Source organism: Bacillus cereus group sp. MYBK30-2 (assembly GCF_051915945.1).
Lineage (GTDB): Bacteria > Bacillota > Bacilli > Bacillales > Bacillaceae_G > Bacillus_A > Bacillus_A paramycoides.
On the sequence record NZ_JBQAFR010000001.1, the window covers coordinates 2029482 to 2042119 of the forward strand.

A 12638-nucleotide genomic window follows, 5' to 3' on the forward strand; every position below is an offset into this window, starting at 1 on the left:
ACCTAGAGGTTCTCTAGTTTTTTGATTTACAGGGATAAAAATATCCGTATCGAGTGTAGTGATATGATCCCTAAAACGTTTTAGAGATACTTCCTCAATTCTTCCTTTCCCGTTTAACTGAACGATTCTTTGATTTCCTAGATAAATACCAGAGTGTTCCACATTTGCTAATTGACAATAAACTAATGCACCGCGGGCTGGTTCTACATTTTTGTGAATCGTTGAATTAAAGATTGATTCTTCTCTTCTATGAGAATGAAACTCTCGCATCCTATCATAAGGTATCTCCTGCTGTATAGTCGTTTTCCCTATTGTTATCGCCATTTTAAGAACATCTTTCCACATATTCTACACCCCTTTTAATTCGGTTAAGATTTGTAAAAAATGGATACCCCTAGAATTGTAGCACTGATATAATAAAGCACTATTCTATCCGAGTTACGGAACGTAGAAGCGGAAAAGAATTTGATTTAGAAAACTTTGTAATGGAAACAGATTTATATTCTGAAAGCGAAAAAGAACAGAAACAAAGAAAAGTTCATGAATATTAAAAAACACTGGATTATCTAAAAAAACGCAGAAATGAATTAAATCTAGAATAAATTCAACTCCCCCGCTGCCTAGTTCAGGTGTTGGGGGAGTTTTTTATACGTCTTTATGATATTGTTCTACAAGTTTATTAATACACGATAAGCAAGCAGTTGAACCTGTAATGGGATGTTCTTCATGACAGATCGAACACCACATCCATAAGTCCCCTCCTGTTTCACCATTACGGTTTGTTATGCGTCCTTCTTTACTTGTTCGTTCTTGGTTTCTTGCAGTTCGAATGAGACGGTGTACAACACGCTCTGGTTTTATGTAATCTATTGGCTGCGAATCATTACTTAAATATAAAGGGTGTCTTGGAAACCCCTCCCTTGTTTTCCCTAGGCAGTGTAGATGGTAACCTTTAAACAACTCATGAATATCTTTGTGCCGATTGTGATATCTACAATTTTCACCCCATGCAGCAATCACCATATCCGCACGGTTCAATGCACGAATTACATGATTTTCATTTTCAGGACCAATTGCATCTTCTTTACTTACTTGAAGCAACTCCTCACGATTTGTTGCAATATAGGCAAACAAATTTACAATTTCCAAGGAACCAAAACCAAGGCTCTTCGCAAAATTGAAACAACGCCTGGAAGTCGCATCTTCGCTATCTTGATTCGCTGAACTTGGATTTAACATAATAAACAGTACCCGTTCTTTATGTGGGTCCCAAATACGTTCTAACGAATAACGATATGTTTTAGAATCATCAAATAAAGCCATACTTTCCATCTCTTCTCCCCCTTTGAATCTATCATACTAAATTATGCCCCTCGCTACGAGACATAAAAAAGTAGAATGCACAAATGCACTCTACTCCTTACCTCAATCTTCTGAACAGGAATCCACCTGTAGCCTCTTCTCCATCGTTAACTTTCTAGAGAGCTGTAGAGATTAGGGATTATTAAGACGTTTATAAATAAAAACATCAAGTTATTAATCTCTCAATAAAAGTTGTCATAGTCAGATATATTTACTTGATTAATTTAAATTACCAAAGACTTCATTCATTCTATATCCATAATGTTTTTCCATTCTTCATCAATCCTACTTCTATTTCTCACTATTTTTTCACCAGTAGAATCTCTTAACTGAATAAGTAACATCTGTACACTTTGTTTAGCAAATACTAACCACTCAGAAAAATTAAACGCTAATGGATTTCCATGATACATCATAATTTTACCTATGTTTCCACTGACCGCCACAGAATGGGCAATAAAAATCATTTTTTCTAACCTAATATTATTTTGTATAGATTTTAATTCTTGTATATAGATTGGAGATAAAAATTCATCTTTTGACAAAGTAAATTTAAAATACATTTTAGTACACATTTCTATAACCGCTGGTACCGTACTCATTGTTAGAAAGTGCCTTATATCATATCCTTCCACATACATCCACCTTGTTACATCTGCAATTGTTTTATTATTCTCACCGAATTTTCCAAACTGTAATAACTGAGTAAATCCCCATCCTGGAATTGGTATTCCCATTTTAGTACATACATCTGATAAAATGTGTCCCAACCAAATTAACGGTGCGAACATTTTATTATCCATAGGAAAATCTTGATATTTTTCAATTGGAATACAATGTATGACCCCTTTCGAATCAATTAAGGTTGTCCTACCATTAAACATATCAATTAATCCGAATATCAAACCAAACAATGGATCGTGACCTAAATTCATCATTCTGTGCGTTTTAGGATAAAAACCATTTACTTGATTTGCATAATCAGGAAAGGCTTTTGTTGTACTAGCATCAAAATTTACTTTGCACTTTTCTTCTAATAACTGAAAGAAATCATTTAATTTACCATTCTCATCTATACCTAAAGTACGAAGCCATTCAGTAAATGGACTTCCACCTTGTTGGTACTTTTTTAAATAATTGATATCTTTTGGTGCTTTTACTAAAAATAAATCGACTATTGTTCCAACAAGACCAATTACAACAGAAATAATTATATCTAATTTTGTTAAAGATGGGATAAGGTCTGCACGATTGTTCACATCACTTAACAGTTGTTTTTCTAATTTGTCAGATATGTTTTTAAAATATTCTTTAGAATAAATTCTTAGATTACTATCTATATGATTTGTTTTTTGATTAAAAATCTCATTTTGCTGTAGATTCGATTTAGAAAACAGATTTGAAATTTCTTTTTCAAGTCGTTCTATTTCTTCTAAGTTCTCCTTATTCATTCTATTAACACGTAATAGATCAGAACTGAGAGGACTTATACTATCCTGTATGGAAGAAAATTCTACATTAAAATCAATGATTTTCTTTTTTGACATTTTTACCTTCCTTTATTTATACAGTAGTTTCAATATCATTTAACGCTTTATAGGAGCTATTAAGAGAATTACGTAAATACTCAATGGATTTAGCTAACGTTTTAATTCGCTCTTTATTCTCTTTTTCATTGAACTTCAAATCACATAGTTGTTTCTCTAATTCTCTAATAACATCTTGTTGACTTTTAATCACCTCTTGAGCAAGTCGAACATCTTTTTGAGCAAGAAGTATAATTTCCTTCATCACTACTTCCAATTTCGCACCTTCACGTAAAGCAAAATCAGATGAACTACTTAAAGCCGCACCCATAACACCTCCGCTTAGCACTCCAAAAATAGTACCACCTCCAATAATCACGCATAATCCACCTGCTATTCCAAATCCACCTGCTGCAACAGCTCCTCCTCCTAAAGCTGCTAATCCTGCATTTACCGCTGCTGCCCCATAAAGTCCAAGAGGGGCCGCTAAACCTCCAATAAAAGGAGCTGCAAAACCTGCTGTGATTGCTAATAATACAGCGCCTACTCCCGCACCAATTAACATTCTTGTATAAAATCCAGATATGGAACGAATTGAATTTTTAAATGTCTTTCTATAACGTTCAATAAATTCTTTATCAACTTCTAACATACCAGCAAATTTCTCCAATAAAAAATCTGCATACTTGGTGTCTAAATTTACTCTTTCATAAAATTTTGTTTGAAATTCTCCTATTGGAAAATAAGGGACAAACAAAGACAACTCCAATAGAATCAAATACTGAGATATGTTAAAATTTTCGTTTATATTAATAATATGATTACATCTTTTTCTAAGTTCTTCTTCTCCTGTAATAAAATCTAGATTGGTTTTATTATCTGCATTGTTTAAAACCTGAAGAATCCCTTTCTCCCAAATATGTAACCATTGAACTTTCTTTTCTTTATATTTTTCATTTTTTTCAATACCGATATCTTGTTGTACGATGTAACGTTGCATGCTAAATAAAAGTCTAGTTTGTTGAATATCTAAACCAAATTGTTCTAATACATCCTTGTTCATAAAAAATCTCTCCCTTTCAAAACTGCTGCTTCATTTTAATTATACCAGGAATTTTTTTCATAAACAGGTACGTGGATTGTTTACAAACCCGTCATAACTACTTCTAAGACTATTTGCTCAATTTCTTAATTGAATTCGTTTATTTGTAAATGCTACACTTCACATAATTGATGGCGACGGATAAAGTTTTTAGATATCTTTTTACGCTCGGCTTTTACACCTGCTTGTTCAGTTTCTGCTAGCTTACGAGTTTCTTCTAATTCTTCTTCAAGTTTTTTTACTTTTTCATCATATTCTTGTTGCAGCTTTGTAGAATCGATTTCTTCTTTCTGTTCGGGTTCTATATACTCTGGTTCTTGAAAATCCCAGTCACCGTACACTTCCATAAACCAAACAGACAAACGAAATGCTAAACGTATCAGCAGCTTTGCCTCTTCTGTTTTACCATAACCAGCTTCATGTACAGCATGGTTTCCTTTACGAAGAAGTATCTCAAACACATCCATTAACTCAAGCTCTAATAATCCTTCTCTACGAAAAGTATTAATGCGGTCCACTTGTGTCGTACTGTAGCTTCTCGAATATTTTCAGATGCTAAAATAAACTTCGTCAGTGTTTCTCCAAACAAACGAAGCTTCATTAATGTTGTATGTGGGTCATGATATACGTTGCTCTCCGCTGTCTCTCCCAAGTTAGCAAGTACATCCCATTTCCCACGAAAAAATGAAAAGTTGCTAGTCATATTTATCACCGTTTTCTTAAATATTGTTTAAGTATATTATAATACAAAAAATGGTAACTAAGAGGAAATTCATTCCTTTTAGCCACCAACATAAGAATTAAACAAGTAATTTAAACTTTTGGTATAACTGCTCTCTTCTCTTCTCAATAAATTCTTCGAAATTTGTGAAATCCAAACTAACCATTGGTATATAGTGCTTTATCATATAGTCATTTCTGGCATTAATATCTTTATATGTTTCATTCAACCATTTCTCAAAATCTATATCTGATTTTTCTATATTAGGTATTCCTTCTAACAATTGAAGATTAACTATAGAATTTACATTTTCAATATAAAATTCTACCTTATCTTGAGGAATGCCTTTCTTAGACAAATTTCTTTTGGTAAATAAACTTTTTGCGAATATGTGGTCTAAATGAAACTTATTTCTAAAATCTAAGTTTGGATAAAGTAATGATAGAATAGAGAATGTGTACTTTTGACCGTATTGATAAGATAGCAAATTATCAATCTCATCATCAGTGAACGTAAATGATTTTGTTCCACCTTTAAATTCATCAATAATTGTTTGTAGTGGAAATTCATTATTATTAGAATCAAGGATTTTCCTTAATGGACGTAACACATTATCAGGTTGTCCACTGAAAACTCGTTTTAATAACCCTAGAACCAACCACTTCTTCACGAGATTTCGGTCATTTTGATAGTTTTTTGATTGAACATAATTTTGCGGGATACCCTTTTTTAATAAATAATATGCTATAGGAATAATAGCATTACTTGATGTTAAAGTGTCTTGATTATATCCAAAACTAGAAACTAAGTTAATGGCTAGCCTAATCGCCTCTTTTACATTATCCCAATTGTACTCAATTTTTTGCATTGTCTCAGCATTAAAATTATCTACTTTGAAAGCAATATCTTTAAAATCGCAAAGAACCAAACATGCCTTCAAGACAAAATCTTTATCGAACTTAAACCCATTACCAATTTGATTAATTTCATCGACAAACTTTGTAATTTCCTGTCTAGCGTCTTTATTTTTCCATTGTGCTGTTGCAATTGATAACAATAAATCCGAATAACTTAATGTTGTACCACCACTATTTACTCGAATAAAAATATTTAGGACCTTATCCAATTTTTGCTCTTCTTCTAAATAATAATTAATACTCGGAGTTTCATTAATTGCTTGATAGAGCTTAAACAGAGTTTGATTTGCAAATAATGCTTTCTCTCTTTCAATTGAACTTAAACCTTTTTCAATTAGATACTGGTTTACTTCAAAATGGTCATTAATGTTTAGAATGTCAGAGACCTTAAACCAAAAAGCAACCTCATCCACATTATCACTAGCTGCTTTCTCTGGTGTTAAAAATCTAAAATCATAAATTGTATCAAAATCCTCTGATGGTCCTAATAAATCAACATAAAGGTGCTGTTCAGGATACGCTGAAGGATTTTCACGTCTCATACGTGGTAATTTGTAAGCATACGTACCTTTTAAAGCAATATACATTGACGTCAAACGTTGTTGACCATCTAATATTGCAATAATATCTTCTTCACCGCTAATACTAGCCGATGGATTATGTCTATTATTCTTTTCATGATAATTTCTAATAAATTCGTAAAACTGAAAGTCCTTACTCTTTTCCTTCTTAACATCCCAGAATAAAAATGAGCCTACGGGATAACCTTGCATTAAAGAATCGAACAATCTTTCAATTTGGTCTGTTCCCCAAACAAATTCACGTTGAATAGCTGGTAATAAATACTTCTTTTTATGTATGTTTTCAATTACTTTTTTAATTGTTAATGGTGTTTGAAAAGCCATAAATATCCTCCTCTTAGCCCCTATAATAACCGAAATATTCCAAAATAATCATAACACATGTAATAATACCCTGGCATCAAAATTAGGTTTAATATCCTATAAAAATAGCGTTATAAAGCAAGATCCCAAATTCAAAAGTAAAAAAATTCAGTTAGTGGACCATAGTGTTTATTTTACCATTTACACCAAAAATAAGACTCTTAAACCATTAACATATTAGCGACAATTCACATTAAATGTTAACCATTAAAAAACTGTCCACTTTACAATAAGTAAAACAAGAAATATTTAGGTAATATTTTTTAAGATTGGGGACTCAAACAAACATAGTAAAATAAACCCGTACATATATTTGATAAAAGAATTTTACAAACTATATAGATTTTTACTATTTTCAGTCTTTATCGGTAAATCGATAAATTTAGAGTTCCAGTCCCTTAATTTAACTTATACCCCCAATTAAAAAGACCACCAAAAGGCAGCCTCAAAACTCAATCATATTCCCCACCCCACGCTCCACCGCTTTCTCATACAAATACTTCGCAACGATAATATCTACTACCGCCAAACCAACTGATTTGAAAATAGTAATCTCTTCATCATTCTCCCTACCGGCTTTTTCCCCGCTTATAATTTGACCAAGTTCGGCGTGTATGTTGTTTGCCTTGAATAAACCTTCTTTTATTGGAACTTGGAGATCGCCTGTTTCTTCTATTGCTGCTTCTTTGGATTCGACTACTACTTTATTTGCAGTAGTGATGGCGTGGGATGGTAGTTCTTGCATGCTCGGTTTGAATGAGCCGACGGCGTTTACGTGGACGCCTTTTTGTAGTGTTTCTGAGAAGACTGGTGTAGATGCGTTCGTTGTTGTGACGATGATGTCTGCTTCGCTTATTGCTTCATCTGGACTTGCATAAACGTAAGCCGGTTTGTTGAATGTCTCTTGTATATATTGTGCGAATGCATAGGCTTTTTCTTCTGTTCGGTTGTATAGAATGATTTTTTCAATGTCCCTAACAGCAAGTACAGCTTCAGCAATTCCTTTCGCCTGTTCACCTGTACCGATAATACATAAAGTCTTTGCGTTATGACGAGCTAAATGTTTTGTCGCTACTCCTGATAAGGCACCTGTTCGAATCATCGTTAAGTAGGACCCTTCTAAAAGCGCGAGCGGTTCTCCCGTTTGAAAGTCTGATAGCATAACGATTCCGTTTATCGTTTTCTTTCCTATCTTCTTATTATGAGGAGCCACCGTTACTACTTTTAAACCGAGTGCTTCAAGTCCTTCCGCTACTGAAGGCATAATTAATGCGGTATTTTGCTCGTTCGCAAATGGTAATGAGCCACGAATTGGTGTAATTGTTCTTTCTGCGGAAAACTCTCTTAAAGCAAGCGCCGCGTATTCAATAACTTCGTTCATATTTACTAAGTTTCTTTGTTCGTTCGCGCTTATGACTAGCATATTTGTTCACCCTTTTCTAAGTTCTTCTCCTCACTAGATGTGATATTTTCGTTCACGACCTGTGCCCCTACTAAATCACCTGTAATATTTACAACTGTGTGGCCCATATCAACGAGCGGAGAAACAGCCGCAATGATTGGGATAATTGTTAACGGCAGGCCGAGTGTAGAAAGTAAAATGGTCGCAGTAATAACGTCTGCACCTTTTACTCCGGCACAGCCCGCTGCAAGGACGATTCCTAAAAATACAGTTTGCATAATAAGCCCAAATGTAATTGGAATACCGTATACGTTTAATGCGAAAACCGCTAAAACACCGAGCGCTGCGGATAGTCCATTCATGTTAACAGTAGCTCCAAGTGGAATGGTGAAACCAGCCACCGATTCAGGGATACGAAGTCTTTTTTGCGCTACTTCCATCGTTACTGGAAGAGTTGCGCTACTTGATGTCGTACTAGCAGCTACGATCATAGCTGGACTCACTTGTTTGTAAAAATGAATTGGGCTTATTTTCCCGAAAACTTTCAATATAATTGGGTACATAATGAACACAATGAGTAGCAATGATAAATAATCAGCTACTACATAGCTAACGACCGCAGTAAGCATGTCTGCTCCAAATGTACCAACTACATGAGCAATTAACGCCATAATTCCGTATGGAGCAAATCCAATAACGAGCTCTGCAATTTTAATCATGACTCCTGATCCTTCATGCACTAATTTACGAATTCCTTTCGCTTGGTCGCCAAGAAGAATAAGTGCCATGCCGACAAAAATAGCAAAGATAATAATTTGAAGCATACTCGTTTCTGCAGCTGCTTGAATAACGTTAGAAGGAAACCATTGCACAATATTATCTATAAAACTAAACTTCTCTTCTTTAAAGCTCTGTCCACTCGCAAGAAGACCTTCTACTCCTTTACCCGGATTGATAATAAAAGCGATTACTACGCCAATACTAGTCGCTAATACAGCCGTGATTGCGTAGTAAATGAAAATTCTTCCGCCAATAGCCCTTAACATTTTCGGATTTTCTAGTTGTGCGATACCTGAGACGATACTTAAAAAAGTTAAAGGAACGATAATCATTTGTAATAAACGAATAAATATATCCCCAATCGGTTTTAAAACCGCTACTTTCGGTCCAAATGCTCCCCCTAAAGCAATACCGATTAACGCCCCTATTAAAATTTTCACAGGCAACTTCTGTTTTCGCCACCATTTCATCCAAAGGTCCCTCCCTTAAGAAAACATTAAGCTAACAAAAATCCCCGATTCAAAACATCTCTCGGATCTACAACAAACTGATGAAATCCTGTCATAAACGCCTGCCCCGTCACTTTCGGAACAACTGCTTCATATTTATCTACCGCTGTTACGGATAATACTTCCCCCTCAAATTGGCCGTCAGTGATGCATTCGTGGATGAAAGTTTCTCCCTTTTGTAAGGCATCTTTTTCAAAAAGGGTCGCGATTCTTGCGGAAGTTCCTGTGCCGCAAGGGGAACGGTCTACTTGCCCGTCAGCAAAGATCGTTACATTTCGTAAAGTGGCGTCTTTTCCTTTCGGTTCATCTGAGAAAATAACGCCGTATATTCCTTTTAAATCTTTTTCAAGTGGATGTTTTACTTCCATTTGGCTCTCGATATAATGTTTAATTTTTCCGCCCCACGTTTGAATAGCAGATAAATCTTTGAAATCGACTTTCAAACCAAATTCTTTACTATCCACAACAGCGTAAAATGCTCCGCCAAACGCGATATCTACTTGAAATTCATAGTTATCTATTTTGATAGGAACATCTTTTTTGTATACAAATGAAGGAACGTTTTCGAACGATACCGACTCTACTTCGCTTCCGTTATATTTTGCGTACGCAATAACTTCCCCAGCAGGACTATCAATAATGAATTTTTGTTTTTCTCCATTCACTTCAAACATTCCAGTTTCAATTCCAACTGTAATAACAGCGATAATGCCGTGTCCACACATCGTACTCCAGCCTTCATTGTGCATAAATAATACGCCAAAATCAGCGTGAGCACTTGCTGGCGGAGTAATAATACAACCGTACATTCCGTGATGCCCTCTCGGTTCATACATCAGAACCTCGCGAAGATGGTCCAAATGTTCCATACAGTATGCGCGTCTTTCAAGTTGCGTTTCTCCCTTTATATCTGGCACCCCGCCCGTAATGATTCGAAGTGGTTCTCCAGCTACGTGAGCATCAATTGTTGTGTATATTTTACTAATCTTCATTTCTATCTCTCCTTCATATCTTTATAACATTTTCATTGCAAGTATCATGCCAACATGCCAATCGTTAATTTGTTTACATTTTTCTGAAAAAGGTGTATCCTTTTGGCAACAAATCTGTATACCACTGTCTACTTTTTTATAAAGTGAAACTTTAAGTAGTCCGCATCAATTAGGATGATCTTCCGCTGAATTTTGATGTGGGCACAAATTTCTGGAGGCTACGTTATGAAACAATTCGATAACTTTGCAGTTCCAACGTTGCATACACTCCTCTCTTACGTGGAAGAAGCGATTTCTATCGTAAATACGAAAGGCGTTATGTTGTACTGGAATGAAGCAGCAGAAAAAATGTATGACATAAGAAAAGAAGATATTATCAGTAGAAATGTGCAAGAGTTCTTTTCAAAAGAAGATATTATGAATTTAAAAGTTCTTGAGAGCGGGCAACCGGTCCGAGATATTTATCATCTTCCTCGGCCAGATAAGCACGTATTAATTAGTACGACTCCTATTTATGACGACAACAATGAATTAATTGGTTCTATGTCTGTAGAAAGAGATATTACCGCGACGATTAAGTTAAATGAAAAATTATCCTCTACTTCTGAAGAATTACAGCAATTAAAGCAAATGATTCAACATCAGCAAGATGACCCCTTCAGCACGATTAAAGGAAATAACGCAACACTTCAGCACATTATCCACAACATGAAAAAGGTAGCAAAAACGGATGCGACGATTTTAATTACAGGAGAAAGCGGCGTTGGGAAAGAGCTCTTTGCCCAGGCCATTCACGAAGCAAGCCTTAGAAGCAAGCAATCTTTTATTCCGATTAATTGCGGCGCCATTCCTGCCGCTCTCTTTGAAAGTGAGTTATTTGGTTATGAATCCGGAGCATATACTGGAGCTGCTAAAGGCGGAAAAGCAGGAAAGTTAGAGTTAGCAAATGGCGGCACTTTATTTTTAGATGAAGTAGGAGAACTACCGCTTGATATGCAAGTGAAACTACTTCGCGCTTTACAAGAAAAAGAGATTTACCGAATTGGTGGGCAAATGCCGAAAAAAATTAACGTCAGAATCATTGCCGCAACGAATCGTATTTTAGAAGATATGGTGCTGAACGGGACATTTCGATCTGATTTGTTTTATCGATTAAATGTTTTCACAGCGCACATCCCGCCGTTGCGAGAGCGAACGGATGATATTTCTTTTTTAGTACATCATTTCTTAAAGGAATTTTCTTTTAAATATAACAAGCCCGCTCCATTCGTTCATCAAGAAGCAATGAATCGACTACACACGTATTTTTGGCCAGGTAATATTCGTGAACTTCGCAATATAATAGAAAGATTGATTGTCCTTCATGACGGTAAAGAAATACATGAAGCAAATATTTTGCAGCTATTGCCGTCGCAGAAGTCTGTCCATCAAACGGAACGTTCGCTTACTGATGAGAAAAAGAACTTAGAGAAAACTAGAATTATACAAGCTCTCGAAGACACGTACGGAAATAAAAGCATCGCTGCGAAAAAGTTAGGCATGTCCCGTGCTAATTTATATAAGAAGCTGAAGAAGTATGGGATTACTTATGAAGTAGAGCGTTAATAAAGTGAAACTATAATCAGTGGGGTGTTTATCCTCCACTGATTATTAGCCTACAACCAATCCCGCACTCCACAAAAAATATATCGGCGATTCGACACAACATATCGACTTACCCACAAATTTCGTATTTTCATACCCGATTACCACCAACTAAACACAGAATAAAGTCCGAATTCACCAACCAATTCAACAACCGAGCATCCACCAAACCCCAAAACCAAAAAATCCCCCAAAAATCGGAGGTGTATATTTAAAATAAAGTTTAATCAAAACATTTCATAAACTCACATTTTATTCGAAATAAAAAGAATCCATCTTGAAAAAAATTAATCAAAACGGACTCCTAATTTTTGAAGTACTATACAATATTTATAAAACATTTTGATTACTTTCTAATTTTTATCTATTACCCTTTACGATAGTATCCATTTGCAATATAGACATATAACATTCCAAAAGGTGCAATAAGCGGGCTAAATGTATAAAGTACAAGAATCTTAAATCCCTTCCACATCAACATAAATAGTAAGGGTATAATAATAGAATGCCCACCCATAAGTGTATCTATTAAGTCATCCCAAATAATTGTTGCAAAAGGAAATAAAAATCCAGCTAACACAACATATATTGTCATTGTAAATGACATCTCATTCATATGTAGTAAAAATCCGGATACAGCTATTGAAATAATATATGATTTTACCAAATATTGAGTATCCACACCATGAAACATTTTCTTAATAAATTGTATCATTTTGGACCTAGCACCTCCTAAACT

The 12638-nt window shown here is 35.0% G+C and carries 9 protein-coding genes and 1 pseudogene; 1 reads left to right on the forward strand and 9 read right to left on the reverse strand.

The features are described from left to right. Positions 1-645 precede the first annotated feature (645 nt). The 8 genes and pseudogenes from ACTFQM_RS10585 to ACTFQM_RS10620 form a co-directional block, all read right to left on the reverse strand. On the reverse strand, positions 646-1332 hold the full coding sequence (locus ACTFQM_RS10585) for a DUF1643 domain-containing protein (RefSeq protein WP_440034266.1): 687 nt from the start codon (positions 1330-1332) through the stop codon (positions 646-648). Between the two features lie 275 nt (positions 1333-1607). Beyond that, the gene (locus ACTFQM_RS10590) at positions 1608-2909 is read right to left on the reverse strand and encodes a hypothetical protein (RefSeq protein ID WP_440034267.1); all 1302 of its coding nucleotides are present in this window, start codon (positions 2907-2909) and stop codon (positions 1608-1610) included. Between the two features lie 16 nt (positions 2910-2925). Next, a complete protein-coding gene (locus ACTFQM_RS10595) occupies positions 2926-3951 on the reverse strand; it encodes a hypothetical protein (protein ID WP_440034268.1) in 1026 nt (341 codons plus the stop codon). A 158-nt stretch (positions 3952-4109) separates the two neighbouring features. After that, positions 4110-4693, reverse strand: a pseudogene (gene hsdR, locus ACTFQM_RS10600) (type I restriction-modification system endonuclease); the annotation flags it as partial. A 97-nt stretch (positions 4694-4790) separates the two neighbouring features. Beyond that, positions 4791-6533 carry a GmrSD restriction endonuclease domain-containing protein gene (locus ACTFQM_RS10605; protein ID WP_440034269.1) on the reverse strand — a complete coding sequence of 581 codons (1743 nt, stop codon included), beginning with the start codon at positions 6531-6533 and terminating at the stop codon, positions 4791-4793. Between the two features lie 484 nt (positions 6534-7017). Then, positions 7018-7995, reverse strand: coding sequence for an ornithine cyclodeaminase family protein (locus tag ACTFQM_RS10610; protein ID WP_440034270.1), 978 nt, complete (start codon positions 7993-7995; stop codon positions 7018-7020). Continuing rightward, complete coding sequence (locus ACTFQM_RS10615) at positions 7989-9224, reverse strand: dicarboxylate/amino acid:cation symporter (protein WP_440034271.1); 1236 nt, start codon at positions 9222-9224, stop codon at positions 7989-7991. Before ACTFQM_RS10615 ends, ACTFQM_RS10610 begins: the two co-directional genes overlap by 7 nt. 26 nt (positions 9225-9250) lie before the next feature. Further along, a complete protein-coding gene (locus tag ACTFQM_RS10620; protein ID WP_440034272.1) occupies positions 9251-10255 on the reverse strand; it encodes a proline racemase family protein in 1005 nt (334 codons plus the stop codon). 225 nt (positions 10256-10480) lie between these two features. Between ACTFQM_RS10620 and ACTFQM_RS10625 the strand changes: the two genes are divergently transcribed. Continuing rightward, entirely contained in the window at positions 10481-11860 is a 1380-nt protein-coding gene (locus tag ACTFQM_RS10625) for a sigma-54 interaction domain-containing protein (protein ID WP_440034273.1), read from the forward strand. A gap of 406 nt (positions 11861-12266) precedes the next feature. Here the strand turns inward: ACTFQM_RS10625 and ACTFQM_RS10630 are convergent, their stop codons facing one another. Further along, positions 12267-12614 (reverse strand): hypothetical protein, encoded by a 348-nt coding sequence (locus ACTFQM_RS10630; protein ID WP_178940720.1) that lies wholly within the window; start codon positions 12612-12614, stop codon positions 12267-12269. Between the last annotated feature and the right edge of the window lie 24 nt (positions 12615-12638).

What these genes read in the sequence shown, in the direction of transcription:
- ACTFQM_RS10610 (WP_440034270.1), bottom strand. Translation starts at nt 7,995, where the DNA reads ATGCTAGTCATAAGCGCGAACGAACAAAGAAACTTAGTAAATATGAAC.
- ACTFQM_RS10630 (WP_178940720.1), bottom strand. Translation starts at nt 12,614, where the DNA reads ATGATACAATTTATTAAGAAAATGTTTCATGGTGTGGATACTCAATAT.
- ACTFQM_RS10590 (WP_440034267.1), bottom strand. Translation starts at nt 2,909, where the DNA reads ATGTCAAAAAAGAAAATCATTGATTTTAATGTAGAATTTTCTTCCATA.
- ACTFQM_RS10615 (WP_440034271.1), bottom strand. Translation starts at nt 9,224, where the DNA reads ATGAAATGGTGGCGAAAACAGAAGTTGCCTGTGAAAATTTTAATAGGG.
- ACTFQM_RS10620 (WP_440034272.1), bottom strand. Translation starts at nt 10,255, where the DNA reads ATGAAGATTAGTAAAATATACACAACAATTGATGCTCACGTAGCTGGA.
- ACTFQM_RS10595 (WP_440034268.1), bottom strand. Translation starts at nt 3,951, where the DNA reads ATGAACAAGGATGTATTAGAACAATTTGGTTTAGATATTCAACAAACT.
- ACTFQM_RS10605 (WP_440034269.1), bottom strand. Translation starts at nt 6,533, where the DNA reads ATGGCTTTTCAAACACCATTAACAATTAAAAAAGTAATTGAAAACATA.
- ACTFQM_RS10585 (WP_440034266.1), bottom strand. Translation starts at nt 1,332, where the DNA reads ATGGAAAGTATGGCTTTATTTGATGATTCTAAAACATATCGTTATTCG.
- ACTFQM_RS10625 (WP_440034273.1), top strand. Translation starts at nt 10,481, where the DNA reads ATGAAACAATTCGATAACTTTGCAGTTCCAACGTTGCATACACTCCTC.